This is a genomic window from Glutamicibacter sp. JL.03c (genome assembly GCF_025854375.1).
GTDB lineage: Bacteria > Actinomycetota > Actinomycetes > Actinomycetales > Micrococcaceae > Glutamicibacter.
Genome location: NZ_CP107575.1, coordinates 233,600 through 258,165, shown reverse-complemented (window position 1 = coordinate 258,165; position 24,566 = coordinate 233,600). Strand labels below are relative to the sequence as shown.

Here is a 24,566-nt window from a genome sequence, read left to right as displayed (position 1 = left end):
ATCCGCTGAGCACTGAGCTTTTAGCGGCCAGCTCCCCCCGCGGCTTCGCGGGGAGCTGGCCATTGGCTTTTAGGCGAACGCGCTGATCCCGGTGAGCGCCCGGCCCACGATCAGCGAATTGATCTCGTAGGTCCCCTCATAGGTGTGGAGGATTTCCACGTCGCAGAACACCTTCGCCATCTCGAAGTCGCTGACCACCCCATTGCCGCCCAGCAAGGCCCGGCCCAGCGCCGCCGATTCGCGCGCCAGACGGGTGGCGGTGGACTTCGCCATGGCCGCATCAACCATCTGCAGATCCCCCCGCTCCTGCTTGCGGGCGATATCGCTCATCATCGACAAGCACAGGCTCAGGTTCCCGGCGATTTCAGCCAGGGACTGCTGGATCAGCTGGAAAGAGGCGATGGGCTGGCCGAACTGCTGGCGTGTCCCGGCGTAGGCCCGGCAGATATCCAGGGTTGCCATCATCGCGCCAACAGCCTGCCAGCCGACCCAGGCCCGCGATTGCATCAGCAGGCCGTTGGCGGAGGCAAAACAGGTGGCGCCGGGAAGCTTATTCGCCACCGGAATGCGCACCTGCTCCAGGGTGATATCCGCATTCTGCATGATCCGCAGCCCGATCTTGTGCTCGATCTTGGTGGCACTGTAGCCGGGACGATCGGATTCCACGAGGTAGGCGCCGAGGTCCCCACTGCCCTCGTCTTTGGCCCAGATCAGTGCGAAGTCGCTGAAGGTTCCCATGCCGATCCAGCGTTTGGCCCCGGAAATCACGTACTCGTCCCCGTCGCGCCGGGCGGTGCTCTGCACTCCCCCGGCAATATCCGAGCCATGCTCGGGTTCGGTCAGGGCAAAGGCGCCGAAGGCTTCGAAGGCGGTGAGCTTGGGCAGCCATTGGGCCTGCTGCTGCGCGGAGCCGAATTCATGGATCATCCCGACCACGAGTTCATTGTGGATGCCCACCACCGAGGACAGCGAGATGTCGGCGCGGGCGATTTCGGCGTGGATCAATCCGCGCAGCAGATGCGAGCAGTCTTCCAGCTGCAGACTTCCCAGCCCGTGCCCGGCGAGCAGCGCTACCAGATCCTGGGGGAATTCTTCGCGGTTCCAGTAGGCGATGGACTGGTGGCGGATTTTGTCCTGCACCAGTTCCCGCACGTGAAGCAGGCGTTCATGTTCTTGAGCGCTGAGCTGTTGCGCCACTCCTAGTAGGTCCATGGGGGTTCTCCTTCCAAACCTTAGGATGTCCAAGTATATTGTTGGACTAGGTCTTCTTATGGGGGTATTTAAATGACTTCTCCGTTGCCGCGCGACCCGATTGCCCAGGCCCGGGAACAGTGGATTTCGCATGGCTGGACAGCCCAAGCTGATTCCATGGCCGCGATCACCGCGGTCATGCGCACTGCCTCGATCTTCCTGCAGCGCGCCGATACGATCCTCAAACCGCATGGGCTGACCTTTGCCCGCTTCGAGGTCCTGGCCCTCTTGGGTTTCTCCAAGCGGGGTTCGCTGCCGATGAGCCAGGCCAGTGACCTGCTCCAGGTCCACGCCACCAGCCTGACCAATTCGGTGGACCGCCTGGAATCCACCGGCCTGGTGCGCCGCATTGCGCACCCGACCGATGGGCGCACCCGATTGCTGGAGCTGACCGCCAACGGCCAAAAGGTCCTGGAGGCGGCCCGCGATGACCTCAATGAGCAGCTTTTCGCCCAGAGCAACCTTTCGGGCAAGGACGCCACCCAGCTTTTCGAGATCCTCGCCCGCTTCCGCAAGGCCTCCGGGGATTTCCTATAGGGAACCGTCGCGGATGGCGTTGATGATGCCGGAGAAGTCCGTTCCGGCATTGCCCTCGTCGCTGAACTTCCGATACAGCTCCGAGGCCAGGGACCCGAGCTGGGCATCCGTGTCGGTGTGCGCCAGGGCATTGCTGGCCAGCCCGAGATCCTTGGCCATCAGTGCCGCGGCGAACCCGGGCTGGTAATCCCGATTGGCCGGCGAGGTGGGCACCGGACCGGGCACCGGGCAGTTGGTGGTCACGGCCCAGCACTGGCCCGAGGCCGAGGAGATCACGTCGAAGAGCGCCTGATGCTCCAGGCCGAGGCGCTCACCGAGCACGAAGGCTTCTGCCGCGCCGATCATCGAGATGCCCAGCAGCATGTTATTGCAGACCTTGGCAGCTTGCCCGGCGCCATAGCCGCCGCAGTGCACGATCCGCTTGCCCATGTGCTCCAGGACCCCGGTGATCTCGGCCAGGTCCTCTGCCTGCGCACCGAGCATGAAGGTCAGCGTCCCGGCTTCCGCGCCCACGACACCGCCGGAAACCGGCGCGTCCGCGCTGCGATGGCCGGCTGCCACGGCCAGTTCCGCGGCCTGCCGGGCTTGGGCGACATCAATGGTGGAGCATTCCAGGAACAGCGTATTGGGCTTGGCGCTCTTGAGCAGATATTGATCGTAGGCATCAAGCACATGTTGCCCGGAGGGGAACATGGTCAGCACGATGTCCACGTCGACGGCGGCTTCGGCGCCGCTGGCCACCGTCCGGATCCCCGCCTCCCGCGCGGCCTGCACGGCAGCCGGAACCACGTCGAATCCCTTGAGCTGGTATCCGGCGCGATGCAGGTTGATGGCCATGGGCAATCCCATGTGCCCCATTCCCAGAAAGCCGATCGTTGGCTTGTCGCTCATGATGCACTCTTCTCTACTGCGCTTGCGCCGAGCATGGCGTAATTCAATTCGGCTCCCGGCAATGGACCCAGATGCCGTTCGGTTCGTTGTTCATGGCTCAACCCGGGCAGCGATTCCACCCAGTGCGGTGTGCGGTCCTTGTCGATGACCGCGGCCCTGATTCCTTCTGCGAAGTCGGGGTCATCCAGGCGATGCAGCGCGGCACGGAATTCGCGCTGCAGATCCGCGCGGAGATCATCCCCGGCGCGCCGGATGAGTTCGTTGGTCAGCCGCACCGAGCTGGGGCAGGCACCTCGCAGGGTTTCGACCATGTCCTGCGCCGCGGGCGCCTGGCTGGAGTGCAGCGAGAGCAATATCTCGCGCAGGTTCTCCCCATCGAAGGCCCGAACCCAGGGCTCATGCATGTAGCCGGGCGGCGGGGTTTGCCGGTGCCTCTCGATGACGGCCTGCGCTGATTCGCTTTCCAGCTCAACCAGCAGCCGGGCCAGCTGGTCCTCAGGCACGTAGTTGTCGGCCAGTCCGAGGAGGATGGCATCGGCTGCACCGAATTTGCTTCCGGTCAGGGCCGCCAATCGGCCGGCGGCATGCGGGGCCTTGGCCAGCAGGTGCGTGCCGCCGACGTCCGGGAAAAAGCCGATGCCGACTTCTGGCATTCCGCATTTGCTCGAATCGGTGACGATTCGGTGGCTGCCGTGCGCGGAGATGCCGATGCCGCCACCCAGGACGATGCCGCTCATCAACGCGATGTAGGGCTTGGGAAACTCATTGATGAGCACGTTCAGCTGGTATTCGATGCGCCAGAAATTCTCGGAGGATCCGGTCCGTTCCTTGATGTCCTGGTAGATGGCGACGATGTCGCCGCCTGCGCAGAGCCCACGATCCCCCGCGCCCTGAACCGCCACCTGCGCGATGTCGGGGTCATCACGCCAGGCAAGCAAAGTATCAAGAATTATTTGGCACATCGAGGTGTTCAAGGCGTTCAGCACCTTGGGGCGGTTAAGCGTGATCAGGCCCAAGTGGCCGCGACGTTCGGTCAGGATTTCCGGCACCATTGCCTCCTTGCAGTGATTGGCGTGACCTTCTGCACACGAATATACTCGGACTTCCAAGTAAATTGAAGTGGCACAGGTCGGCAAACTTGATAGGTTGAACTTGTGAAGATTGCAACTTGGAATGTGAACTCGCTGCGAGCCCGCGCCGACCGCGTTGAGGACTGGCTGCGCCGCACCGACGTGGATGTCCTGGCTATCCAGGAAACGAAATGCAAAGACGAGAATTTTCCGTGGGAATTGTTCGAGAACAACGACTACGAGGTAGCGCACTTCGGCGTTAACCAGTGGAATGGCGTAGCCATTGCTTCACGCGTAGGACTTGAAGATGTGCAGCGCACCTTCCCGGGCCAGCCGGAATTCGGCAAGGGCGGCAAGAACCCGATCCAGGAGCCTCGGGCCATCGCCGCAACCTGCGGGGGCGTGCGCATCTGGAGCCTGTACGTCCCGAACGGCCGTGCCCTGGACGACGAGCACATGGCCTACAAGCTGAACTGGCTCGATGAACTCAAGCAGCGTTCCGGGCAATGGCTCGATGAGAACCCGGAAGCCCAAATCGCCTTGATGGGCGACTGGAATATCGCCCCGAAGGATGGAGATGTCTGGGACATTGATTTCTTCCTGGAGAACAAGCTCACACACGTTTCGGCTCCCGAGCGCGCAGCGTTCACCGCTTTTGAAGATCTGGGCTTCAGCGATGTCGTCCGCGGCTACACCGAAGGCCAGTACACCTACTGGGATTACACCCAGTTGCGCTTCCCCAAGGGCGAAGGCATGCGTATCGATTTCTCCCTGACGTCCCCCGCGCTCACCGCGCGAGTCACCTCGGCAAGCATTGACCGGGAGGAACGAAAGGGCAAGGGCGCCAGCGACCACGCACCGGTCATTGTGGAGCTCGCGGACTAGCCATGACCTCTAAATTGACTGGGCCCACCGATGAACTCACCTCGGCCACGGCACACCTGCGCGTTTACGAGCCGCTGGATACCTTTGAAGACTGGGCCCAGTCGATCATTCTGCGCACACCGCAACGCACCGCCGCACAATGGGACGAGTTCGAAAATGAGCGGCTATGGCAACGCACCTTGCGCAGCGTTTCCGACCCTTTCCCGCACAATGAGCCCGAATTCTTCCGGGTCATCAAGACCCTTGATTACCAGGGCACCGAACACACCCGCTACTGCCCCGGGCAGCTGCAGGCGCGCAGCCTGCTCGCAGCCGAGCAGGCCGAAGAGGCCATCCGCCCAGAAGTCTTCGATCTCCTGGTCCCGCCGGCCTCCCGGAAAGCGAACGCGCAGCGGGTGGATCCCGATCGGCTCGCCGGGGATCTGACGCACCTTCATACCCGCACGTCTTCCTGGGGGATTCCACTGAGCTGGTTTGCGTTGTTCCGCGAAGATGATGAGCAAGAGGTCATCCATGAAGGCGAGCACCTCAAGACCGCGCGCATGTACATCGGCTTTGAACAGGCCGTGGAGCGGCTTGCCTGGGCTGTCCAGACGCTGGTGACCCATGCGCCCCAGTCGCAGCTTTTCGAAGAACTGGGCAGCTTGGGCAGTTGGCTGGAGTCCTTTGATAGCCGCTCGGTCATCGAGCTGGACTACGGTCTTTTGGCTGAGATTGTATGGCCTGACGATTCGCCCAATGACCTGCTTGATGGCCTGCAGGCTTTGGATGATGGCGACATGACCGGCGCTGCCGCGGCCTATCGCAGGCTGAGCAACCGCTGGCTGGGACCACGCCATTTGGGACGAGCCAACTAGATATCCGCAGATACAGCAAATGCCCCGGAAAACCGGAGCATTTGCTTATCAGGCGACCCTGACGGGACTTGAACCCGCGACCTCCGCCGTGACAGGGCGGCGCGCTAACCAACTGCGCTACAGGGCCTAGTGTTTTGAATAACTTTCAATACACACAGTAAAACCCTCGGTAAACCGAGGGCCTGCGTGGCTCCGACCGGCGTCGATCCGGTGACCTTTCGATTTTCAGTCGAACGCTCTACCAACTGAGCTACAGAGCCTGGTACCACTTAGTGGACACCAAATTTACTAATAGATTAGTAAATTGAGCGACCCTGACGGGACTTGAACCCGCGACCTCCGCCGTGACAGGGCGGCGCGCTAACCAACTGCGCTACAGGGCCTTGCTTTCGCAAGCCAATGGATTTCTCCATCTGACAACTAATGAATTAGTTGCTTGTACCCCCAACGGGATTCGAACCCGTGCCGCCGCCGTGAAAGGGCGGTGTCCTAGGCCGCTAGACGATGGGGGCCTAAGTCGCTTCGGTTTCTCGCGTCTCCGTAGCGGACTCCAATAACTATACGTGGGGTTTTTGATTTCGCAAAATCGGCTCCCGGGCCATTTTTTCGATGCCAAAACCATGCTCCCCAACTAGGCTGAAAACATGCTTTCAGAGATCAGCGACGACGAGTTCGAGCAGCTAGTTGAGCAAGCGATCGACGCCATTCCCGAGGCGGCTTTCGCCATGATGGACAACGTTATCTTCTTCATCGAAGACGAGTACACGCCTCAGCCGGGAGAGCCAGAAAACCTTGAAATTCTGGGGCTATACGAGGGTGTAGCGCTGACCGAGCGGGATTCAGACTGGGGCATTGGCGCGCTGCCAGACCAGATTACGATCTTCAAAAACCCGACGCTGCGCGCATGCGAAACCAGGGACGAAGTGATTCGCGAAATCGGCATCACGGTCATGCATGAGGTGGCCCATCACTTTGGCATCGACGACGAAAAATTGCACGATCTAGGGTGGTCGTGAGCCCGAAAATCCAAAAAGTTCTTTTGAGATCCGTCTCACAAATCCTCCTGAATCCAGTGGCCAGAGCGGATTCGAAAGAGATGCAGAACACACCGGATTGCTGCACGAGCGGGCGCAGCTTGCCGCGGTTCCAAGACGCGGACTCCAAGCCGCTCAAAAACCGTTCCTTTTAAAGGCGGCTTTTTGATGCCAGATCTCCACGATCTCCAGCTGAGCCGATTGAATGCCTCCATTGCGTTACCGAAGCTTCATGATCAGTGCGTTCTGATAACGGCTACCTGGGCGTCTCCAAAAATTTTTCCAAGGTTTCTTTCAGGAAAATCGACTCGTACCATCTCGCGTTCCCCCAGATCACAGCGCAAAACTTCAAGTGAATTACATGTTTGGGATTCATGTGACTGGTGTGAATAGTGTTGCCAAGGGTATTGCAGTTGGCCTAATGTGCTATTTGGAGCCTTGTCCTAATCGTGATCTTTCCACCTCAGGAAGTCACGGTTTCAACGCTCTCTGTCATCCAAGAACTTAGTGAGGAACGATATGGCTACTCGCCACACGCTCGGTGTCGCCGCTAGCACACTGGCCTTAGCAGCATCTTGCCTTGTAGGTGCCCTGCCCGCGTCCGCATCAACTTCAGCTACGTTCCCTGCATCTGTCTCCATCGCAGCTGCACCAAGCGCTTCGGCCCTGCCAACGGATGCAGAGATCCAGGAAGCCAAAAAGAACAAAGACTCTACGAACGCCATGATCGCTCGCATCGAGGCATCCCTGGCCTCCAGCCGCGCTGAATTGCAGCGGGTTGAAACCGAAGCCGCCGAGGCACAGGAATCCCTGCTCTCCGCCGGCGAAGAACGCGACCTGCGCACCGCCGAAGCCGAGAAGGCAGTCAAGCAGCTGGATTACGCAAAGACCTACCTGGCACAGAGCCGCAAGGACTTAGGTGCCATCGCTTCGGATATCTACCGCAACGGCGCCGGCACCTCCACCCTGGGATTGCTGCTGGATGACAACAAGGAAGGCGACCTCTTCTACAAGGCTGCCACCATCGATGCACTGAGCGAACAGCAGGTCCAGTCGGTCAACACTGCCGCCGAGGCAGAAGCATTGGTCTCCGCGTGGCAGGAATACGCTGACGCAGCCCAGAGTGCCGCTGAGGAAGCCGCCGCGAACTACGATTCAGCTGCAGCCACCGCCAACAGCACCCTAAACACTTACGAATCCGCCGTGGAGCCGGAGAAGAAGCTCCGCAACGAGCTCATCGGCCACCTCGCTACCTTGCAGCAGAAGGAAGAAGCTGAAGTTCGCAAGGCAGTAGAGAAGAAGGAAGCCAAGGAACAGGAAGCCGCCCTCGAAGAGGCTATCGCCACCGAGGACACCACCGAAGTTCCCGAGGAAAAGCCAGCGGCCGTCCAGCCACTGGCCGTCGCAGAGCCGCAGGAACTGGAACCTACCGATTCGGAGGACGAGCCAACGGTCAAGCCCAAGGCTGTGGAGCTCGATACCCTGACTCCAACCGCGATGCCTGAGCCTCCGAAGGCCGAGCCGACCAAGACTCCGGAGCCCCAGCCTACCAAGACTGCCGAGCCTACCCCGGAGCCAACCAAGACCGCCGAGCCAAAGCCGACCAAGACCGCCGAGCCAAAGCCGACCAAGACCGCCGAGCCAAAGCCGACCAAGACCGCCGAGCCAAAGCCGACGAAGACCGCCGAGCCTAAGCCGACGCCCAAGCCGACTCCAAAGCCCGAGCCAACCAAGACCGCTGAGCCAGAGCCAGAGCCGCAGCCAGATACTGGCCGCAGCTACTCGGCAGCCATCGCCTGGGCCTTGAAGACCGCTGACGATCCAAGCAAGTACTACGTCTACGGCGGCAACGGCCCTAACGCGTTCGACTGCTCGAGCTTCTCGCAGCGCGCGTTCAGCCAGTCGGGCATCAGCCTGCCACGCACCTCGACCCAGCAGTTCTTCAGCGCTCCGCAGTACGTGTCGCTGAGCAACCTGCGCCCGGGCGACCTGGTGTTCTCCTCCTCCAATGGCGGCTCATCGTTCTACCACGTAGCGATCTACATCGGTAACGGCAACGTGGTCCACGCCCGCAACCCGAATGCAGGTATTTCGGTGACGCCATTGAGCTGGGTCAACAACCTGTACTCGAAGGCAGCTCGCTACTAAAGCAGCCACCGACAAACCGACAAGCAGAAGGCCACGCACCCATCGGGTGCGTGGCCTTCTGCTTGATCTGCTTGATCTGCTTGATCGTCCTCAGCGCTCCTGGCGCCTACTGCTCCTGGGCCCGGGTATCGAAGTTCTTCCGGTCCTCCAGGCGCGGATCCTCCGAATCGGGAACCACCATCACCGGCCCCTTGGAATGGTGCAGCACGCCCTGCGAGGTGGAGCCCAGCAGCATGCCGGTAAATCCGCCACGGCCGCGTGACCCGGTCACGGTCAGCACCGAATGCTCCGACTCGCGGATCAGCACTTCCACCGGAGGCCCGGAAACCACATCGGTTTCCATCTTCAGCTCCGGGTAGTGCGAACGCAGCCAGTTGGTGCCCACGCCCATCTGGTAGCGGACATCCTCCAGCACGGCCTCCTGGTCGATGGTCGCCGGCATCCACGCCAGCGCCGCGCCCACCGGCGGAACCGCGCAGATCAGGCGCAGGGTCAGGTCGCTGGCGATGGCCGCATCGGCGGCGGCAAGCACCGCGGAGCGGGCCCGGTCAGAGCCATCCACGCCGACCACGATGCACTTGCGCTCAACGGCCGCGTCGCCAGAGCTTTCCTGTTCCTTGGACATGCACAGAGGCACAACGACGGTCGGGCACTTGGAGTGGGCCGGCAGCGCGGAGGACACGGAGCCGAGCAAACGCCCCACGAAGCCACCGCGTCCGCGGGTGCCAACCACGACCAGTTCGGCGTCCCGGCTCAAATCCAGAAGCACCCCGGCCGGGTCCCCCGACTCGATATAGGTGCGGATCTGCGCCTGGCTGCCTTCAAGATCAGCCCGTGCCTGCCGGACGATCTCCTCGGCTCCCCCGCGGATCAGGTCATCATCCAAGGTCGAATATCCAGCATCCATGGAGGACGCGGCGAAGACCGGGATGGTGTAGGCGGAAACGATATTCAGCACGCTTCCGCGGCGCACCGCCTCGCGTTCAGCCCACCGCAAAGCGCACTTGCTCTGCTGCGAACCATCAACACCGACAACAATTCCTTCGATCTTTTCTGCTGCGACTGGCGCTTCATCACTCATCTGACTCGCTCCTTCATAACCTCAGATCAACACGGGTGTGATTTCCCTTACCTCCAATGTACTTGCTTTGGCAGTTACTAGGTGTGAGTTGGGTCTAAAGATTTCTGATTGTGCCTAGTTAGTCAGAAATCAGATATCGATAGGCAACAAAAACCACATAGAATTTTTCCATGTCCTCCTCCACCAAAACTGCTTCCGGCACGTCTGCGGCCGCGCGCATCGACCGGTACTTCAAGATTTCGGAACGGCGTTCGACGTTCTCCACCGAGGTTCGCGGCGGCATCGCCACCTTCTTCGCGATGAGCTACATCGTCGTCCTCAACCCGCTGGTGCTTTCCGGCGCCGATTCCTCGGGCGGCGAGCTGGGCATCCAGCGCGTTGCCGCGGTGACCGCCTTCGTGGCCGGCATCCTGACCATCCTGATGGGCATCTGGGCCCGCCACCCCTTCGCCATGGCCACCGGCCTTGGCGTCAATGCCTTCGTGGCCATCACCGTTGCCACCAACCCGGAACTGACCTGGGCCGACGTCATGGGCCTGGTGCTCATTGCCGGTGTGGTCATGTTCGTCCTGGTGCTCACCGGCTTCAGAACCGCGGTCTTCAATGCGGTTCCGGCCGGGCTGAAAACGGCCATCGTGGTGGGCATCGGCATGTTCATCGCGCTGATCGGCCTGGTCAACGCGGGCTTCGTCCAGCGCGTCCCGGACGCCGCGAATACCACCGTTCCGGTGGGCCTGGGCTTCGACGGAGAACTGATGGGCTGGCCGATCCTGGTCTTCATCATCGGGCTGTTGCTGACCATGGCCCTGGTGGTGCGCAAGGTCAAGGGCGCGATCCTGATCAGCATCGTCGTCTCAGCGGTGATCGCGAACATCCTGGAAGCCATCTTCCACATCGGCGAATTCGAAACCGGATCCTGGTCCCTGGTGGTTCCATCCATGCCGGAGTGGACCCTTCCTGACCTGTCGCTGATCGGACAGGTCAGCATCTTCGGCGCCTTCAGCAAGCTCGGCTTCACCGCCGCCTCGCTGCTGGCCTTCGTCATTCTGCTCTCGATCTTCTTCGACGCCATGGGCACCATGGTGGGCCTGGCCTCCGAGGCCGGCTCCATGGACGAAAATGGACAGATCGACAACGTGGACAAGGTGCTGATGGTCGACGCCGCTGGCGCGATCATTGGCGGCGGCACCTCCAGCTCCTCGGCGCAGATCTTCGTGGAATCCGGCGCCGGCATCGGCGAAGGCGCACGCACCGGCTTGGCCTCGGTAATCACCGGCCTTTTGATGATCATCGCGATGTTCCTGAGCCCGCTGATCTACCTGGTGCCTTTCGAAGCGGTAGCTCCGGCCCTGGTGGTCGTCGGCTTCATGATGATCACCCAGGTCTCCAAGATCGACTGGAGCGACTGGGGCATTGCGCTGCCGGCCTTCCTGACCTTCACCCTGATGCCTTTCACCTACTCGATCGCCAACGGCATCGGCGCAGGCTTCATCTCCTACGTCTTCATTCGCGCCACCCAGGGCCGCGCCAAGGAAATCCACCCGCTGATGTGGGTTGTCTCCGCGGCCTTCGTCCTGTTCTTCGGTATCGGACTCATCGAGATGTGGGCCGGGGTCTAACCACCGCGCACCACAGTGCACAGCCCGCCATGACGTTCTCATGGCGGGCTGTTTTGCGCCCTGCCAGCGCCCCAAGCGTGGCTAGGATAGGGACATGAGCCAAGAGCAGAACACCGCGGGAACCTGGATCCAAGTGGCCGCGGGACTAAAGAACCCGGGCATGCGGCAGCTGCTGGGAGCGGTCCTCTTAGGCGCCGGGCTCCCGGAACAGCCGGGCAAGACGCAGCTCAAGGACCTCGCTCGCTGGCAGAAGATCGGCCTGCTCGGCCAGGACGGGCAGTTGAACGAAGAGCTGCTGGATCAGACGCTGTCCTCGGCGAGCGCGGCGAAGGCGGACCGTACCGGCATCCAGCGGTTTTTCACCGGCCACCGGCTCGATACGCTGCCGGCCAAGCCCGCTGACCGGCATGAAGTGCTGGTTTCCATCCGCGACGCGGTGATCGGCGCCGATGAACCACTGCGCGAGGAGCAGGTCAATGAGCGGTTACGGGTCTTCCACCCGGATGTCGCCCTGCTGCGCCGGTACATGGTCGACCACGCGTTGCTGCTGCGGGCCGCCGATGGCTCCAGCTACCGGCGCGGGGAGGCATCCTAGGGAAGGATCGGCGATGCCCCGGCGGCAAAGCGCTGCACGCCTGCCCCGGAGACCAGCTGCGCCGGCAGCGGGGCGGTGCGCAGGTTGCGTTCGAACCCGGCGCCGAGGCTGAGCGGTTCGTCGCTGGCCAGGAAAACGATATTGCCGTAGCGGCGGCCCTTGAGCATCGGCGGGTCGGCGATCATGGCCACATGCTCGAAGACCTCGAGCAAGGTGGCGGCCTCGGCCCTGGCTCCGGCCAGATCCGCGGTGTCCCCGCAGTTCATGATGTACACGCCACCGCCATCCAGGACCCGTTGGGCCTGGAGGGCGTAGTCCACCGTGGTCAGTTCGCGCGGGGTGGTGCTCCCGGCGAATACGTCGCGGATGATCACGTCGCGGCTCTCTTCGCTCAGCGTGGGCAGCACCTGGCCGGCATCGCCCACCCGCAGGCGGACCAGCGGGGCGCGTGGCACGTCGAAGCTGGTGCGCACCAGTTCAGCGAGCTTCGCATCGAGCTCCACCACTACCTGGCGGGCGTTTTCGTAGCTGGCCGCGACCCAGCGGGCCATGGAGCAGCCTCCGCCACCCAGGTGCAGCACGCGCAGCTTGCGGGCGCGGCCGTCATAGTCCGCGGCCGGGAAGCCGTAGATGAAAATCGGCTCCATCCAACGCATGTACTCGAAGTCCAGGTAGGTCGGATCATCCAGATCCACATGCGATGAGGGAACCCCGTTGACCTTCAGGATGTAGCGGTTCCCTCCGTAGGGGTCGGCCTCGATGATGGCGGTTCCGGTATCGATCGGGAATTCGCCGAGCAGCGGGTCCTTCGTGTCCCTAGCCATGCGCGCGCACCATCCGTCGTTCGGCCAGACCCTGCCAGGTGCCCACCAGGGCTTCGGTGGTTCCGTCGGCGGTGAATCCGTGCTTTTCGAAGAAGGCCATGGCCCGATCATTGCCTTCCAGGACCCAGACCAGGGCTTCGCGCTGCCCGAGCACCACGTCCATCAGATGGGCGCCCAGGCCGCTGCCGTAGTACTCTTCGAGCACGTAGAGCATGCCCAGCTCGATATCGACGCCGGCATCGCGGTCTTCCTCGATGGCCGGGGTGCCACCGGCCAGCCCGATGATCTTGCCCTGCCGGTCTTCGGCGATGAAGAACTGCGCCCCGGAGGCCAGTCCTCGTTCCCACCACGCAACTTGCCCGTCGAGTTCTTTTTCGTGATGCGCGAAGAAGGACGGTTCGCGCAATTCGGCATAGGCCTCACGCCAGCATTGCAGCTTCATTTCCAGCGCTTGGCGCACGTCGTGTTCGGCAGCCAGTCGGATTCGGTAGTCGTTCATATGTGGCACATTTATACCCTACGGCAGTGCCCCAGGCTATTTCCGCCAACGCTCCACGTGGCCCTCCTACTTAAGTAGGATTGCGGACTGTCTAAGTGTTTGAAAAAATACTAGTCGAGGTTCAATCCATCCGGAGCAGAAAAAAGAGGCGAGGGCTTGCATCAAAATACGAAGTACGCGTGTTTAACTGCAGGACTAGTCGGCTCATTGACCCTCACCATCAGCCTGTCGTCCACGCTGTGGGTGATCTTGCTCGGATGCATCATCCTGGCTGCCGGCTTCAGCCTCTTATCCAAGCTTGAACGCTTTTGGGGCCCTGCGGCCCCGAAGCATTACTACTACATCATCCCGATGCTGGTGGGCCCGGTCGTCGCCGGGCTGGTGCGCAATACCGAGTACGCATTCTGGATTGGCGCGCCCGCGGCCATCCTCTGCGGGGTGGCGGTGCTGTATTTCATCATCAAGTCACCGCCGTTCATCCACGACGCCGACGAGGAATTCGAGCAGGAATACCGCGGCCACCACTCAGCGCGCTAGCGCCTACACCACCCGCGCGATCGCGAATCCGTCCCAGCCCTTGGCACCCAGGGTCTGCAGCGCGGTGGCCGACACCCTCGGGTTATCGCGCAGCCACGCCAGCGATTCCTGGACCCCGCGCACATCGGCTTCCTGGTTGCCCAGCTTTCCTGGATCTTCCAGGATCGCACCGCCGCGCACCACGTTGTCGAGCACCAGCACGGTGCCCGGATGCGACAGCGCCAGCGCGTGTTCAAGATAGAGGACGTTATTGCGCTTGTCGGCATCGATGAAGACCAGGTCGAAAGCCTCGGTTCGCCTGGCTATCAGTGAATCCAAGGTGCCTTCGGCGGCGCCCAGCTTGATCTGCACCCGGTCCGCAAGCCCGGCGCGTTCCAGGTTCTCCCGCGCTACCGAGGCGTGCAACGGCTCGAATTCGCAGGTGATGACCGTGCCCGCCGCGCCGACTCCGAGGGCAAGCCAGCTGGTCGAATAGCCACCCAGGGTGCCGATCTCCAAAACCCGGCGAGCTCCGATCATTTCGGCCAGCAGCTGCAGGAGCTTGCCCTGGCCGGCGCTGACTTCGATGGGCGGCAAGCCGGCAGCCCGCGCGTGCTCGCGGCCCTTTTCCAGGGACTCGATTCCAAGCCCGAGGGATTCCTCGAGATACTGCTCAACTACACCGGCCTCACGGTCAGTTGAATGGCGGATCATTTTAATGCACTCTCCTCGCTATCCTTGATAGCCTTTTCGAGCCGCTGGATCTTCCCGTCCAGTTCGCCTTCGCGTCCGGGGCGGATATCAGCCTTAATCACCAGCGAGATGCGCGAACCGAAAGGCGCCACGGCTTCGGTGGCGCGCTTGACGACGTCGAAGACCTCGTCCCATTCACCCTCGATTTCGGTGAACATCGAACTGGTGCGGTTGGGCAGGCCGGAATCGCGCACCACTTTCACGGCTTCGGCGACGGCATCATGCACCGAGCCATCGGGGTTGCTGCCGGTACCGGAGGGGGCTACAGAAAAAGCTACAATCATGCCTCTACTTTCCCACCACTGCCCCGGCTTGTCATCTGCCTCAGGCAGCCAGCCCGGTAGCCCGCAAGACTACCGCGGCCAGCGCCCCGACGAGCACCACTACAAGATAGGGTGCCTTGAAGATCAACGCGATCACGGCGGCCGCCAAGGCGCCGATGCGCGCATCGATCACCAGTTCCTGGCCCGAGGTGAAGGCGTTGACCGTGACCAGCGAGGCCAGCAATGCCACGGTCAAGGTCGAGGCCACATGGGCCATCATCGGTGAATCGAGCACTTTGCGCGGCACGAAGTAGCCGCAGAGCTTGATGGCATAGGCGGTGAGGCACGATGCCAGGATCCACCAGCTCAGTTCGCTCATGCCTGCTCCTCATCCACGCTGCGCAGCCCGCCATGTTCTGTTGCCGCTGGCTTTGTGCGCACGGTCATCACCGCGTAGAGCGCGGCGGCGACGGCGGTGATCAAAATGGGCAGGCCGGGTGCGCTGACGGGCACCGCCAGCGCGGTCAGGATCGCCGCCGCCACGGCAATCAGCGCCGGCTGCATGGAGGTGAGCCGAGGCCACAGCAGGCCGATAAAGGCCGCCACCGCCGCCCCGTCAAGCCCCCAGGCCGCCGGGTCCCCCATGCGCTCGCCCAGCAGCGCGCCGATGACGGTGAACAGGTTCCACAGCACGTACACCCCGATGCCTGCGGTGAAGAATCCGCGGCGCTTTTCCCCGATCCCAGCCTGGCTGAGGCTCACCGCGGTGGATTCGTCGATGGTCACCTGGGCCATCCACGGAACGTGCCGGCCGTGCGGGCGCAAGGTCTGCTTGATCTGCATGCCGTACACGGCGTTGCGCACGCCCAGCAGCGAGGCGGCCGAAAAGGCTGCCGCGCCTGCCCCGCCGCCGGAGACCACGCCGAGGAAGGCGAACTGCGATCCGCCGGTGAACATCAGGGCGCTCAAGGCCACGGTCTGCCAGAGGTTCAGCCCGGCGGCAATGGACAGCGCGCCAAAGGAAATTCCGTACAACCCGGTGGCGATCGAGATGGACAGCCCCATCTTGGTCGCCGGGGTCAAAAGGCTAGACACTATGGCTGGCCTCGTAGCGAACCTTGTACGCCCCGCGCTTGACCTTGGCCTCGCCAATGGTGACATCGCGCAGCTGGTCCACGTGGCTGACATGGGTGCCGCCACAGGGTTCGGCGTTGATTCCGGCAATGGTGACGGTCCGCCATCCGGCCTCGTCCATCACGGCGGTCACCGCCCCGCCCTGGGCCAGCAGCTCGTCGACGCGCTGCTGCAGCCAGGCCCTGGCGGCATCACGCTGGGCTGGATCGGCCAGCGGCAGGTCAATGCTCTGCGGGTCGAAGTCCAGGCGCGACTGCCCCGGGAAGTGCGAGTGGCCCTTGTGCTGCCAGCCGCGATCCTCGCCGGCAAAACCCAGCACATGCCCGGCGGTGTGCAAGGCCGCATGCTTCAGGCGCAGTGCGCGATCGATCTGCGTGTGCACCACGGCGCCCACCGGCTTGCTTCCGGCTCCGCGCAGGATCACCAGCCCGTCATCGGCGCGCTGCACGCTGGCTTCCTGCCCATCCACGGTGCCCGAATCCTCGGGCTGTCCCCCGCCGCGCGGGTGGAAGATATTGGGGCTGAGCGCCATCCACGGGCCCTCGTCGTCGCTGCCGGCGGCAATCACGGTGGCTTCGGTGCTGAAAACGTAGGTGTCTTCCAGATACAGGTTGACCTGTTCGCTGTTCTTCATGCCCATGGCTCTAGTGCTGCTCCAATTCCCTGCGAAGTTCCACCGGACGGTTGCTGGTCAGTTCCCCGACCCCGAGGTCGATCAAATACTGCGCGTCGGCGGGCCGATCCACGGTCCAGATCCGCGCTTGGCGTCCTTCAGCCACCCAGCGGCGCACCATCTGCTCATTGGCCCGGGTCCAGGCCACCCCGGATCCGATGATGCCGGCGCCCCCGGCGTTGATCAGCTCAATACCCTCGGCCACCGAGCGGTAGAGCACCGAGTAGACCGAGGCCCGCCCGACCTGCCCGGAGTCCAAGAGCTCCTGGATGTAGTCGGGATTCACCTCGGTCATCAGCTGGCACAGCAGATCGGTGTTCACCGTGCGCCCCAGATAGCGTAGCGCATCGGGTTCGAAGCTCATCAATGTCACCGCGATCTGCCCCTGGCTTCCGGCGCGGCCGGTCTGCGGGTCGAAGCCATGGGCGGCAAGCACCTGCAGCACCCGGTCTTCGAGCAGGTAGCCATAGGCGCTGGGGTGCTTGATCTCCACGGCCAGGCCCACCGGCTTGCCGCGTTCCTCGATCAGCGCCAGCAGCTCATCCAGGCTGAGCAGCTGCTCGTTCTCGGTGCCGTACTCGGCCGGCACCTCGGCGGGCACCACCCCGGTGAAGTCCATGGCCTTGAGCTGCTCGAGGGTGAAGGCCGAGACCAGGCCCGAGGCATCGGAGGTGCGATCCACCGTGGGGTCGTGGTGGCAGACCACTTGGCCGTCCTTGCTCAAGTGGACATCGCATTCGATCCCGTCGGCCCCCTCGTCGATGGCCTGCAGGTAGGCGGCCCGGGTATTCTCCGAATATTTATGGGAACTGCCGCGGTGGGCGAAGAAGAGCGTATCCATGGTTCCTACGCTACGCGATGCAGCCCATATTCCCGCCATCGGTACCATGGCGCAACGTCGCACAGCTGGCATGGAAATCTGCTCGTGACTTTGCCTCGTACCCGATGTGCATTGCAGCCGTCCATGCTTCTTGCCAGAGCGCCACAAGACAGAAGGAACTGGCGAAAGCGACCGCTCCATGCCCCCCCCGGAAACCTGCGTCGCGATCACTTGGACGGCACCGGCTTATTATTATCCGATGCATTCGCCTACTGCTCGGCTGGGCGCGCAGGACAGCAGCGGACCATTCCCGCTTGCCGCCTGCCAGTCGGAATCCATTGCACTGCCACCGCACCCACGGTGTTTCACCTCCCGGCGTCCACGAGGCACAGTCCGGAATCCTGCACAATGCCGTTGTCCGCCTATCCCTCAGCAAGCATCGGACCCCGTTGCTCCGCGCGCTGATAGCGGACAGCGATGACACGATTGCTGAGGATCTTCGTTTCCAGCAGCTCAAGCCGTCGGGCGCAGGCCAGGCCCTCGTGGAATAATCTGGGACCATGACCTGCGATGATGGGGTGGATCAAGAAGCGATACTCATCGATTAGTCCCAGCTGATCCAAGGACGAAGCCAGTTTGGTGCTGCCGAGCAGCACGCCTTTAGGGGTTTGCTCCACGAGTTCTCGTACCGACGCGGCTAAGTCGCCGTGAAGGTGATGGCTATTGTTCCAGGGAAAATCGGTGCGCGTTGAAGATACCACATACTTCGGCTTGGCCTGCAGCTTGATCGCCCATTCCCGAAGCGCAGTGGGGGCCTCTACTTCTCCGCTGGCCACCAGCGGCCAGTACTCTTCCATCATTTCGTACGTAGTCCGGCCCCAAAGCATTGCACCGTGCTGATCCATTAAGTTGGTGAAATAGTCATGGGTCTCGTCGTCGACGATGCCCACCCTATGGTCTATGCAGCCATCCAGGGTCACATTGATTGCGTAGGTTAGCTGCCCCATCTGCGGATTCTCCTCGGCCAACGACGATAGCGTGCGTTGACTCTAAATCTGCCTGCAGGAATGCGTCAAGCGATATCCCTCTTAAACAGGAAAAGGGGCGAACTGATAGCCCACCACCAAACTACTGGTTAAACAGGTGAGGCCCTGACACACACCGTGTGTCAGGGCCTCAAACCATCATCTCAAGTTAAGTCCGGCGGTGACCTACTCTCCCACACCCTCACGAGTGCAGTACCATCGGCGCAATGGGCCTTAGCTTCCGGGTTCGGTATGGGACCGGGCGTTTCCCCCACGCTATGACCGCCGTAACAATCACGAAGCACACAAACCAACTCTTGGTGAATGTGTTTTCGGTGCTACCAGCAAGACCACCAAGGGTCCTGCCTCAAACCTCATGTTTTCCGGTAAGAGGTTGTTGTCTCGTAACCGCATAGTGAACGCGAACAGCAATAATAATTGCTAGTAAAATATTGTTTTATTGTGTGTTGAAAGTCATCGGCCTATTAGTACAGGTCAGCTACACAAGTCTTCAGTCCTTGCTTCCACATCCTGCCTATCAACCCAGTGGTCTAGCTGGGGGCCTCACACACACAAGGTGCATGGAAATCTCATCTCGAAGCAGGCTTCCCGCTTAGATGCTTTCAGCGGTTATCCCTTCCCAACGTAGCTAATCAGCGATGCACTTGGCAGTACAACTGACACACCAGAGGTTAGTCCGTCCCGGTCCTCTCGTACTAAGGACAGCCCTTCTCAAATTTCCAACGCGCGCAGCGGATAGGGACCGAACTGTCTCACGACGTTCTAAACCCAGCTCGCGTACCGCTTTAATGGGCGAACAGCCCAACCCTTGGGACCTACTCCAGCCCCAGGATGCGACGAGCCGACATCGAGGTGCCAAACCATGCCGTCGATATGGACTCTTGGGCAAGATCAGCCTGTTATCCCCGAGGTACCTTTTATCCGTTGAGCGACGGCCCTTCCACGAGGTGCCGCCGGATCACTAGTCCCGACTTTCGTCCCTGCTCGAGCTGTCACTCTCACAGTCAAGCTCCCTTGTGCACTTACACTCGACACCTGATTGCCAACCAGGCTGAGGGAACCTTTGGGCGCCTCCGTTACATTTTAGGAGGCAACCGCCCCAGTTAAACTACCCATCAGGCACTGTCCCTGAACCAGATCATGGTCCGAAGTTAGGTGACCGGTACAGCCAGAGTGGTATTTCAACGATGACTCCACCTGAACTAGCGTCCAAGCTTCACAGTCTCCCACCTATCCTACACAAGCTGCACCGAACACCAATACCAAACTATAGTAAAGGTCTCGGGGTCTTTCCGTCCTGCTGCGCGTAACGAGCATCTTTACTCGTACTGCAATTTCGCCGAGTTCATGGTTGAGACAGCGGGGAAGTCGTTACTCCATTCGTGCAGGTCGGAACTTACCCGACAAGGAATTTCGCTACCTTAGGATGGTTATAGTTACCACCGCCGTTTACTGGGGCTTAAATTCTCAGCTTCGCCACAAGGGCTAACCAGTCCTCTTAACCTTCCAGCACCGGGCAGGAGTCAGTCCGTATACATCGTCTTGCGACTTCGCACGGACCTGTGTTTTTAGTAAACAGTCGCTTCCCCCTGGTCTCTGCGGCCCACACCCGCTCAAAGAAGCAAGTTCTCATCACGAGGCAGGCCCCCCTTCTTCCGAAGTTACGGGGGCATTTTGCCGAGTTCCTTAACCATGATTCTCTCGATCGCCTTAGTATTCTCTACCTGATCACCTGTGTCGGTTTGGGGTACGGGCGGACTGGGACCTCGCGCCGATGCTTTTCTAGGCAGCATAGGATCACCGAATCACCCGCCAAAGCGGGCGCCTATCAGGTCTCAGAACATATGAGCGGCGGATTTGCCAACCACTCTTCCTACACCCTTGGACCAGGTCAATTCCATTGCCTGGCTCGGCTACCTTCCTGCGTCACACCTGTTAATACGCTGACCTCACTGCATCGGTTCCCACCACACCACCAGCAACCATTCCCGAAGGAACACATCACCGGATCCGTCATGGTTAGCATCCACAGCTCAGTATGGGCGGTCCTTCGCCGGTACGGGAATATCAACCCGTTATCCATCGACTACGCCTGTCGGCCTCGCCTTAGGCCCCGACTAACCCAGGGCAGATTAGCTTAACCCTGGAACCCTTGATCATTCGGCGGACGGGTTTCCCACCCGTCATTCGCTACTCATGCCTGCATTCTCACTCGTATAGCGTCCACCGCTGGTTTCCACCGCGACTTCACCCGCTATACGACGCTCCCCTACCCATCCAAACACCCAATCGAAACCGGGCAAAAATTTGAATGACGCAACTTCGGCGGTGTGCTTGAGCCCCGCTACATTATCGGCGCGGAATCACTTGACCAGTGAGCTATTACGCACTCTTTCAAGGGTGGCTGCTTCTAAGCCAACCTCCTGGTTGTCACAGCAACTCCACATCCTTTCCCACTTAGCACACGCTTAGGGGCCTTAGTTGGCGTTCTGGGCTGTTTCCCTCTCGACTATGAAGCTTATCCCCCACAGTCTCACTGCTACGCTCTCACTTACCGGCATTCGGAGTTTGGCTAAGGTCAGTAACCTTGTAGGGCCCATCGCCTATCCAGTAGCTCTACCTCCAGCAAGAAACACGTAACGCTGCACCTAAATGCATTTCGGGGAGAACCAGCTATCACGAAGTTTGATTGGCCTTTCACCCCTACCCACAGCTCATCCCCTCCATTTTCAACTGAAGTGGGTTCGGTCCTCCACACGCTCTTACACGCGCTTCAACCTGGCCATGGGTAGATCACTTCGCTTCGGGTCTAGACCGTGCCACTCAAACGCCCTATTCAGACTCGCTTTCGCTACGGCTACCCCACACGGGTTAACCTCGCGACACAGCACTAACTCGCAGGCTCATTCTTCAAAAGGCACGCCATCACCCAGGAACAAGTCCCAGGCCCTGACGGATTGTAAGCGCACGGTTTCAGGTACTATTTCACTCCCCTCCCGGGGTACTTTTCACCATTCCCTCACGGTACTGATTCACTATCGGTCATCAAGTAGTATTCAGGCTTACCAGGTGGTCCTGGCAGATTCACACAAGGTTTCACGGGCCCCGTGCTACTCGGGTATCAACACTAGAACGGCAGACACGCATTACACCTACGGGACTATCACCCTCTATGGTCCGGCATTCCAACCGATTCACCTATACGCCTGCACCTCATCCCGCCAGCAAGATAGCACTGGCACATGTCAACCCCACAACCCCGATGATGCAACGCCTATCCGCTATCACACACCAACCGGTTTAGCCCCATCCGCGTTCGCTCGCCACTACTAACGGAATCACTATTGTTTTCTCTTCCTGCGGGTACTGAGATGTTTCACTTCCCCGCGTTCCCTCCACACAGCCTATACATTCAGCTGCAGGTCACACCACATAACATGGTGCGGGGTTCCCCCATTCGGAAATCCTGGCCTCAACGTCCGGTTATCGACTCCACCAGGCTTATCGCAGATTCCCACGTCCTTCATCGGCTCTTGATGCCAAGGCATCCACCGTGCGCCCTTAAAAACTTCAACACAACATCAAAGTCTCAAAAGTATGAGCAATAAAACAATCTAACAAAATCACGCAGACAAGACTCAAACACCAGGCAACCCCAGGAAAAGGGCCACCCGACTCATCTCATCCGCAAGATGCTCGCGTTCACTATACAGTTCCCAAACAACAACCCCGCACCCCCGCAACCACACCACCGGCAAAGGCAGCACGACCACGGCAAACACAGGACAAACACCGAAACACCAAGAACCCCACACCACAACAACAACCCCCACAAAAAAGGGGCCATCACCGCGGCCTGGAGGCTTGTTGCCTCAAAACCCAACAGCATGCCAAACCATACAAACCACACAACACCACCACCGCTTTTCCAACACCACAACAACCCCGAAAGATCATCATGCTGCGTACTCACCAGCAACAACACCATGCAGCCACAGCCAGTACCCCACACACACCACACAACCCCACAAAGGATCGAACAGCATGCATGCCTTCCAGTACTGAGTCCATTGATATTCCACCCATGAGCAACCCACCCGCACCACACTCGGGCACAGACATGGGCAACCAAAAATGGTTAGCTCCTTAGAAAGGAGGTGATCCAGCCGCACCTTCCGGTACGGCTACCTTGTTACGACTTAGTCCCAATCGCCAGTCCCACCTTCGACGACTCCCCCCACACAAGGTGGTTAGGCCATCGGCTTCGGGTGTTACCAACTTTCGTGACTTGACGGGCGGTGTGTACAAGGCCCGGGAACGTATTCACCGCAGCGTTGCTGATCTGCGATTACTAGCGACTCCGACTTCATGGGGTCGAGTTGCAGACCCCAATCCGAACTGAGACCGGCTTTTAGGGATTAGCTCCACCTCACAGTATCGCAACCCATTGTACCGGCCATTGTAGCATGCGTGAAGCCCAAGACATAAGGGGCATGATGATTTGACGTCATCCCCACCTTCCTCCGAGTTGACCCCGGCAGTCTCCCATGAGTCCCCACCACTACGTGCTGGCAACATGGAACGAGGGTTGCGCTCGTTGCGGGACTTAACCCAACATCTCACGACACGAGCTGACGACAACCATGCACCACCTGTGAACCAGCCCCGAAGGGAAACCCCATCTCTGGAGCGGTCTGGCACATGTCAAGCCTTGGTAAGGTTCTTCGCGTTGCATCGAATTAATCCGCATGCTCCGCCGCTTGTGCGGGCCCCCGTCAATTCCTTTGAGTTTTAGCCTTGCGGCCGTACTCCCCAGGCGGGGCACTTAATGCGTTAGCTACGGCGCGGAAAACGTGGAATGTCCCCCACACCTAGTGCCCAACGTTTACGGCATGGACTACCAGGGTATCTAATCCTGTTCGCTCCCCATGCTTTCGCTCCTCAGCGTCAGTAAATGCCCAGAGACCTGCCTTCGCCATCGGTGTTCCTCCTGATATCTGCGCATTTCACCGCTACACCAGGAATTCCAGTCTCCCCTACATCACTCTAGTCTGCCCGTACCCACCGCAGATCCGAGGTTGAGCCTCGGACTTTCACGGCAGACGCGACAAACCGCCTACGAGCTCTTTACGCCCAATAAATCCGGATAACGCTTGCGCCCTACGTATTACCGCGGCTGCTGGCACGTAGTTAGCCGGCGCTTCTTCTGCAGGTACCGTCACTTTCGCTTCTTCCCTACTGAAAGAGGTTTACAACCCGAAGGCCGTCATCCCTCACGCGGCGTCGCTGCATCAGGCTTCCGCCCATTGTGCAATATTCCCCACTGCTGCCTCCCGTAGGAGTCTGGGCCGTGTCTCAGTCCCAGTGTGGCCGGTCACCCTCTCAGGCCGGCTACCCGTCGTCGCCTTGGTGAGCCATTACCTCACCAACAAGCTGATAGGCCGCGAGTCCATCCCCCACCGATAAATCTTTCAACAACCCACCATGCAGTAGGAAGTCATATCCGGTATTAGACCCAGTTTCCCGGGCTTATCCCAGAGTCGGGGGCAGGTTACTCACGTGTTACTCACCCGTTCGCCACTAATCCACCCTGCAAGCAGGGCTTCATCGTTCGACTTGCATGTGTTAAGCACGCCGCCAGCGTTCATCCTGAGCCAGGATCAAACTCTCCATAAAAAACAAAAAGCCACCGAAACCCCTCGGAAAATAAGGGAGAATCAATGAAAAAATCCTGGCGAATAAAAAACACTCAAGAACACTGCACGGGGGTGCAATGCCTCAAGCAAATGTTATGTATTCACCAAATAAAATAATTCGGTATCAACAAACTTGGCACACTATTGAGTTCTCAAACAACAAACACTTACCGGTTCTCCATTGCACAGCAATTCAGGCAATGATTTCGTCCAGCGTTATATTCAAATCTTATCACCGCGAATTTCTGAAAGTCAAATCAATTGTTTGTGATTTGAAACAGTATTCTTGGTTCCCATTCTTTCATCGCTTTCCCACAGTGACCTGTGTGAAACCGTTGATTTTCTGGGGTTTCGCCGCTGTTTTGCATCCGGTT

The 24,566-nt window shown here is 60.2% G+C and carries 21 protein-coding genes, 4 tRNA genes and 3 rRNA genes; 8 read left to right on the top strand and 20 right to left on the bottom strand.

Translation table 11 applies throughout. From position 1 onward, the window contains the following. Positions 1-69: 69 nt before the first annotated feature. Positions 70-1,212 (bottom strand): acyl-CoA dehydrogenase family protein, encoded by a 1,143-nt coding sequence (locus OF385_RS01215; RefSeq protein WP_264276605.1) that lies wholly within the window; start codon positions 1,210-1,212, stop codon positions 70-72. A gap of 72 nt (positions 1,213-1,284) precedes the next feature. On the opposite strand from OF385_RS01215, the gene OF385_RS01210 reads away from it, so the two are divergent. Next, entirely contained in the window at positions 1,285-1,788 is a 504-nt protein-coding gene (locus OF385_RS01210; protein ID WP_264276604.1) for a MarR family winged helix-turn-helix transcriptional regulator, read from the top strand. On the opposite strand, the gene mmsB is transcribed toward OF385_RS01210, so the two are convergent. Both mmsB and OF385_RS01200 read right to left on the bottom strand, forming a co-directional pair. Beyond that, positions 1,783-2,679: a 3-hydroxyisobutyrate dehydrogenase gene (gene mmsB, locus OF385_RS01205; RefSeq protein ID WP_264276603.1), complete on the bottom strand. Its 897-nt coding sequence runs from the start codon at positions 2,677-2,679 to the stop codon at positions 1,783-1,785. The two genes, OF385_RS01210 and mmsB, sit on opposite strands and share 6 nt — an antisense overlap. Continuing rightward, on the bottom strand, positions 2,676-3,731 hold the full coding sequence (locus OF385_RS01200) for a 3-hydroxyisobutyryl-CoA hydrolase (protein ID WP_264276602.1): 1,056 nt from the start codon (positions 3,729-3,731) through the stop codon (positions 2,676-2,678). Before OF385_RS01200 ends, mmsB begins: the two co-directional genes overlap by 4 nt. Positions 3,732-3,833: 102 nt before the next feature. Between OF385_RS01200 and OF385_RS01195 the strand changes: the two genes are divergently transcribed. Together OF385_RS01195 and OF385_RS01190 are read left to right on the top strand one after the other, a co-directional pair. Next, positions 3,834-4,634, top strand: a complete 801-nt coding sequence (locus tag OF385_RS01195) for an exodeoxyribonuclease III (RefSeq protein WP_264276601.1) — start codon at positions 3,834-3,836, stop codon at positions 4,632-4,634. 2 nt (positions 4,635-4,636) lie between these two features. Continuing rightward, a complete protein-coding gene (locus tag OF385_RS01190) occupies positions 4,637-5,491 on the top strand; it encodes a hypothetical protein (RefSeq protein ID WP_264276600.1) in 855 nt (284 codons plus the stop codon). Between the two features lie 53 nt (positions 5,492-5,544). Here the strand turns inward: OF385_RS01190 and OF385_RS01185 are convergent. The 4 genes from OF385_RS01185 to OF385_RS01170 form a co-directional block, all read right to left on the bottom strand. Continuing rightward, positions 5,545-5,618, bottom strand: a tRNA-Asp gene (locus OF385_RS01185). A gap of 60 nt (positions 5,619-5,678) precedes the next feature. Beyond that, positions 5,679-5,751 (bottom strand) — tRNA-Phe (locus OF385_RS01180). Between the two features lie 49 nt (positions 5,752-5,800). Further along, a tRNA-Asp gene (locus tag OF385_RS01175) sits at positions 5,801-5,874 on the bottom strand. A gap of 56 nt (positions 5,875-5,930) precedes the next feature. Next, positions 5,931-6,003: transfer RNA gene (locus tag OF385_RS01170), tRNA-Glu, on the bottom strand. 132 nt (positions 6,004-6,135) lie between these two features. Between OF385_RS01170 and OF385_RS01165 the strand changes: the two genes are divergently transcribed. After that, the gene (locus OF385_RS01165) at positions 6,136-6,507 is read left to right on the top strand and encodes a metallopeptidase family protein (RefSeq protein WP_264276599.1); all 372 of its coding nucleotides are present in this window, start codon (positions 6,136-6,138) and stop codon (positions 6,505-6,507) included. 537 nt (positions 6,508-7,044) lie between these two features. After that, complete coding sequence (locus OF385_RS01160) at positions 7,045-8,673, top strand: NlpC/P60 family protein (protein WP_264276598.1); 1,629 nt, start codon at positions 7,045-7,047, stop codon at positions 8,671-8,673. A gap of 106 nt (positions 8,674-8,779) precedes the next feature. Here the strand turns inward: OF385_RS01160 and OF385_RS01155 are convergent, their stop codons facing one another. Beyond that, positions 8,780-9,754: a universal stress protein gene (locus OF385_RS01155; RefSeq protein WP_264276597.1), complete on the bottom strand. Its 975-nt coding sequence runs from the start codon at positions 9,752-9,754 to the stop codon at positions 8,780-8,782. A 170-nt stretch (positions 9,755-9,924) separates the two neighbouring features. On the opposite strand from OF385_RS01155, the gene OF385_RS01150 reads away from it, so the two are divergent. Further along, positions 9,925-11,373, top strand: coding sequence for an NCS2 family permease (locus tag OF385_RS01150; RefSeq protein ID WP_264276596.1), 1,449 nt, complete (start codon positions 9,925-9,927; stop codon positions 11,371-11,373). Positions 11,374-11,467: 94 nt separating this feature from the next. Next, on the top strand, positions 11,468-11,968 hold the full coding sequence (locus OF385_RS01145; RefSeq protein ID WP_264276595.1) for a DUF2087 domain-containing protein: 501 nt from the start codon (positions 11,468-11,470) through the stop codon (positions 11,966-11,968). Here OF385_RS01145 and OF385_RS01140 read toward each other — a convergent pair. Both OF385_RS01140 and OF385_RS01135 read right to left on the bottom strand, forming a co-directional pair. Then, complete coding sequence (locus tag OF385_RS01140) at positions 11,965-12,792, bottom strand: spermidine synthase (RefSeq protein WP_264276594.1); 828 nt, start codon at positions 12,790-12,792, stop codon at positions 11,965-11,967. The two genes, OF385_RS01145 and OF385_RS01140, sit on opposite strands and share 4 nt — an antisense overlap. Beyond that, entirely contained in the window at positions 12,785-13,291 is a 507-nt protein-coding gene (locus tag OF385_RS01135) for a GNAT family N-acetyltransferase (RefSeq protein ID WP_264276593.1), read from the bottom strand. Before OF385_RS01135 ends, OF385_RS01140 begins: the two co-directional genes overlap by 8 nt. A 156-nt stretch (positions 13,292-13,447) precedes the next feature. Here OF385_RS01135 and OF385_RS01130 point away from each other — a divergent pair, with 156 nt between their 5' ends. Further along, the gene (locus OF385_RS01130; protein WP_264276592.1) at positions 13,448-13,828 is read left to right on the top strand and encodes a hypothetical protein; all 381 of its coding nucleotides are present in this window, start codon (positions 13,448-13,450) and stop codon (positions 13,826-13,828) included. Between the two features lie 3 nt (positions 13,829-13,831). On the opposite strand, the gene OF385_RS01125 is transcribed toward OF385_RS01130, so the two are convergent. The 10 genes from OF385_RS01125 to OF385_RS01080 all read right to left on the bottom strand — a co-directional run bounded on the left by OF385_RS01125 (position 13,832) and on the right by OF385_RS01080 (position 24,172). Then, on the bottom strand, positions 13,832-14,521 hold the full coding sequence (locus OF385_RS01125) for an O-methyltransferase (RefSeq protein WP_264276591.1): 690 nt from the start codon (positions 14,519-14,521) through the stop codon (positions 13,832-13,834). Next, positions 14,518-14,844, bottom strand: a complete 327-nt coding sequence (locus OF385_RS01120) for an MTH1187 family thiamine-binding protein (protein ID WP_264276590.1) — start codon at positions 14,842-14,844, stop codon at positions 14,518-14,520. The genes OF385_RS01125 and OF385_RS01120 overlap by 4 nt, the downstream gene beginning before the upstream one ends. A gap of 40 nt (positions 14,845-14,884) precedes the next feature. After that, positions 14,885-15,202 (bottom strand): AzlD domain-containing protein, encoded by a 318-nt coding sequence (locus OF385_RS01115; RefSeq protein WP_264276589.1) that lies wholly within the window; start codon positions 15,200-15,202, stop codon positions 14,885-14,887. Next, complete coding sequence (locus OF385_RS01110) at positions 15,199-15,888, bottom strand: AzlC family ABC transporter permease (RefSeq protein ID WP_264277831.1); 690 nt, start codon at positions 15,886-15,888, stop codon at positions 15,199-15,201. Before OF385_RS01110 ends, OF385_RS01115 begins: the two co-directional genes overlap by 4 nt. Positions 15,889-15,910: 22 nt before the next feature. Next, positions 15,911-16,597, bottom strand: coding sequence for a hypothetical protein (locus OF385_RS01105; protein ID WP_264276588.1), 687 nt, complete (start codon positions 16,595-16,597; stop codon positions 15,911-15,913). Between the two features lie 4 nt (positions 16,598-16,601). Beyond that, positions 16,602-17,471, bottom strand: coding sequence for a glycerophosphodiester phosphodiesterase (locus OF385_RS01100; protein WP_264276587.1), 870 nt, complete (start codon positions 17,469-17,471; stop codon positions 16,602-16,604). 401 nt (positions 17,472-17,872) lie between these two features. Further along, on the bottom strand, positions 17,873-18,478 hold the full coding sequence (locus tag OF385_RS01095; protein WP_264276586.1) for a dihydrofolate reductase family protein: 606 nt from the start codon (positions 18,476-18,478) through the stop codon (positions 17,873-17,875). Between the two features lie 170 nt (positions 18,479-18,648). Then, positions 18,649-18,765: ribosomal RNA gene (gene rrf / locus OF385_RS01090) — 5S ribosomal RNA — on the bottom strand. A gap of 174 nt (positions 18,766-18,939) precedes the next feature. Continuing rightward, positions 18,940-22,071, bottom strand: a 23S ribosomal RNA gene (locus tag OF385_RS01085). A gap of 575 nt (positions 22,072-22,646) precedes the next feature. Further along, positions 22,647-24,172: ribosomal RNA gene (locus tag OF385_RS01080) — 16S ribosomal RNA — on the bottom strand. Together the 16S, 23S and 5S rRNA genes form the textbook arrangement of a ribosomal RNA operon. Positions 24,173-24,566 lie beyond the last annotated feature (394 nt).